At 71.3% G+C, this 3,439-nt stretch carries 2 protein-coding genes and 1 pseudogene; all 3 read left to right on the plus strand.

The window, feature by feature from the left end; translation table 11 throughout:
- Nucleotides 1-101 precede the first annotated feature (101 nt).
- Nucleotides 102-1,655 (plus strand): SCO6880 family protein, encoded by a 1,554-nt coding sequence (locus C6N75_RS17085; protein ID WP_105869769.1) that lies wholly within the window; start codon nucleotides 102-104, stop codon nucleotides 1,653-1,655.
- Between the two features lie 13 nt (nucleotides 1,656-1,668).
- The gene (locus C6N75_RS17090) at nucleotides 1,669-3,096 is read left to right on the plus strand and encodes an ATP-binding protein (RefSeq protein WP_105869770.1); all 1,428 of its coding nucleotides are present in this window, start codon (nucleotides 1,669-1,671) and stop codon (nucleotides 3,094-3,096) included.
- A gap of 48 nt (nucleotides 3,097-3,144) precedes the next feature.
- A pseudogene (locus tag C6N75_RS17095) lies at nucleotides 3,145-3,439 on the plus strand (type VI secretion protein); the annotation flags it as partial.

The following is a 3,439-nucleotide window of genomic DNA, read 5'->3' on the forward strand; positions in this document are numbered from 1 at the left end:
TGCACCTCCTGTGGTTCCTGTGCTGCTGCTCTTACCGCCGCCGGCGGCCCCACCGGCGGCGGTAAGAGCAGCAGCACAGGAACCACAGGAGGTGCAGGGCGTTGACGACCCAGTCCCACCCGCTCACGCCCCGCCGCACGTATCTCATCGGCCGCGCCCGGCCGAACGCGATCGTCGGCAAGAACCGCGAGACCGGCGAGATCGCCCTCATCATCGCCGGGGCCTTCCTCGGCATGATGAGCGGCCTGCTCATCCCGCTGCTCTCCCTGCGGATCGTCTGCCTCGCCGGCTTCCCCATGCTGGCGCTGGCCGCCGTCTACGTCCCCTACCGCGGGCGCACCTTCTACAAGTGGTTCGAGGTCAACCGCAGCTTCAAGCGCACCCTGCGCTCCGGCACCCTCTACCGCTCCTCCGCCATGGAGGCCGGCACCGCCCTCGACGGCCGCGAGGTCGAGGTCGGCCCGCCCCCCGGCATCGGCCGCATCAGTTGGCTCTCCGCCCCCTTCGGCCCCGACGAGATCGCCGTCCTGCTGCACGCCGACCGGCGCACCGTCACCGCCGCCATCGAGATCGAGGGCCCCGGCGTCGGCCTGCGCGACAGCGAGGACCAGGAAGCCCTCGTCGACCGCTTCGGCACCCTCCTCAAGCACGTCGCCAACGGCGACGGCTTCGTCACCCGCCTGCAAATGCTCGCCCGCACCCTGCCCGCCGACCCCGACGCCCACGCCAAGGACGTCGCCCAACGCGGCGACACCGCCTCACCCCGCTGGCTGCGCGAGTCCTACGACCAGCTCCAGTCCATGGTGTCCACCAGCAGCGAGCAGCACCGCGCCTACCTCGTCGCCTGCATGCACTACACCCGCGAACTGGCCGCCGAGGCCAACGCCATGGCCCGCGCCGCCCGCCAGTCCGCCGGCGTCCGCAAGCTCGACAAGGACGCCGGCCTCGCCGTCGTCATGGCCCGCGAGCTCACCGACATCTGCGCCCGCCTCGCCGAGGCCGACATCCGCGTCCGCCAGCCCCTCGGCCAGAGCCGGCTCGCCTCCCTCGTGCACTCCATGTACGACCCGGACCACCCCATCGACCACATCCAGGCCATGACCAAGCGCAACGCCTGGCCCGCCGAGCTGGACGCCGTCCAGCCCACCTACCTCCAGGCCAAGACCCGCGAGTCCGCCACCCGCGCCCCCTGGTGCCACGCCACCGCCTGGGTCAAGGAGTGGCCGATGACACCCGTCGGCGTCAACTTCCTCGCCCCGCTCCTCGTCCACACCCCGGACGTCATCCGCACCGTCTCCGTCGCCATGGACCTCGAACCCACCGAGGTCGCCATCGAGCGGATGCTCACCGAGAAGACCAACGACGAGGCCGAGGCCAGCCGCGCCGCCAAGATGAACCGCACCGTCGACCCCCGCGACATCGCCGCCCACGGCCGGCTCGACCAGCGCGGCGAGGACCTCGCCAGCGGCGCCGCCGGCGTCAACCTCGTCGGCTACATCACGGTCTCCTCCCGCTCCCCCGAGGCCCTGGCCCGGGACAAGCGGACCATCCGGGCCTCGGCCGGCAAGTCCTACCTCAAGCTGGAGTGGTGCGACCGCGAGCACCACCGGGCCTTCGTGAACACGCTCCCGTTCGCCACCGGCATCCGCCGCTAAGGGGCCACCTCAGATGCGAGATCCGCTGTCCGCCCTCACCGAGGCCTTCACCGCCTTCCTCTTCGGGAAGGTCGAGACGACCCGGCTGCCCGTCCGCACCTCCACCGGCCAGGCCCAGGCCGTCTACCTGCCGACCGCCGCGCCCGGCCTCGGCGACTCCGGCGTGATCATCGGCCGCGAGGTCTACAGCGGCAAGGGCTACATCTACGATCCCTTCCAGCTCTACGGGCAGCAGCTCCCCGCCCCCCACTGGCTGGTCCTCGGCGAGTCGGGCAACGGCAAGTCGGCCCTGGAGAAGACCTACGTCCTGCGCCAGCTGCGCTTCCGCGACCGACAGGTCGTCGTCCTCGACGCCCAGGGCGAGGACGGCGTCGGCGAGTGGAACCTCATCGCCGAGGAGCTGGGGATAACCCCCATCCGGCTCGACCCGACCGCCGCCCTGAACGACGGCATCCGGCTCAACCCGCTCGACCCCTCCATCACCACCACCGGCCAGCTCGCCCTGCTGCGCACCATCATCGAGGTCGCCATGGGCCGCGGCCTGGACGAACGCTCCGGCTTCGCCCTCAAGGTCGCCCACGCCTATGTCAACGCCTCCATCACCACCCGCCAGCCCGTCCTCACCGACATCGTCGAGCAGCTCCGCCACCCCGAGCCGGAGTCCGCCGCCGCGATGAACGTCGACCTGGACGACGTACGGGCCTGGGGCCTGGACGTCGCCCTCGTCCTGGACCGGCTGGTCGACGGCGACCTGCGCGGCATGTTCGACGGCCCCACCACCGTCGGCATCGACCTCGACGCGCCCCTGATCGTCTTCGACCTCTCCCACATCGACCGCAACTCCATCGCCATGCCCATCCTGATGGCGATCGTCGGCGTGTGGCTGGAACACACCTGGATCCGCCCCGACCGCAAGAAGCGCATCTTCCTCGTCGAAGAGGCCTGGCACATCATCAACAGCCCCTTCGTCGCCCAGCTGTTCCAGCGCCTGCTGAAGTTCGGCCGCCGCCTCGGCCTGTCCTTCGTCGCCGTCGTCCACCACCTCTCCGACGTGGTCGACGGCGCCGCCGCCAAGGAGGCCGCCGCCATCCTCAAGATGGCGTCCACCCGAACGGTCTACGCCCAGAAAGCCGACGAGGCCCGCGCCACCGGCCGCGTCCTGGGCCTGCCCCGCTGGGCGGTGGAGATCATCCCCACCCTCACCCCCGGCATCGCCGTCTGGGACGTCAACGGCAACGTCCAGGTCGTCAAACACCTGGTCACCGAAGCCGAACGCCCCCTGGTCTACACCGACCGCGCCATGACCGAATCGTCCGACGACCCCGCCGACTTCGCCGACGACCTCCCCGAGGAGATCAAGGCCGCCGAGTGGGAGGCGGAACAGCGCGCCGCCTACATCGAGCAGCAGATGGACGAGGCGTCCCGCTCCACGGTGGCCTGACCCGCCACCGTGGCGGGCCGCCCGCCACCAGCCCGAACCGGGACCCCTATGACCCGCCACCACTCGGCCGCACCCGCACCTGCCCCCCGCCAGGGCGGCATCCCCGACGGCCTCCTGCTCGCCCTGATCGCCTTCCTCCTCGGCATCGCCCTGCTCGTCTACACCTCCACCCATCTGGCCGGCCTGTTCGCCCACGGCTCCTGGCCCGACGGCGTCACCTTCGCCGCCACCCCCGACGCGATACGCAGCCTGGCGGCCAACCCCCACGACCTCCCCGCAGCCTGGCCCGCCACCCCAGCCGGCCAGCTCACCGGATACGGACTGTTCTGGGGTCTGTTCATCG

Origin of the sequence: Streptomyces solincola (assembly GCF_002982015.1) — a bacterium.
Classification (GTDB): Bacteria; Actinomycetota; Actinomycetes; order Streptomycetales; family Streptomycetaceae; genus Streptomyces; species Streptomyces solincola.

Excerpts from the sequence above, each read along its gene's own strand:
- C6N75_RS17090 (WP_105869770.1), top strand. The coding sequence starts at position 1,669 with ATGCGAGATCCGCTGTCCGCCCTCACCGAGGCCTTCACCGCCTTCCTC.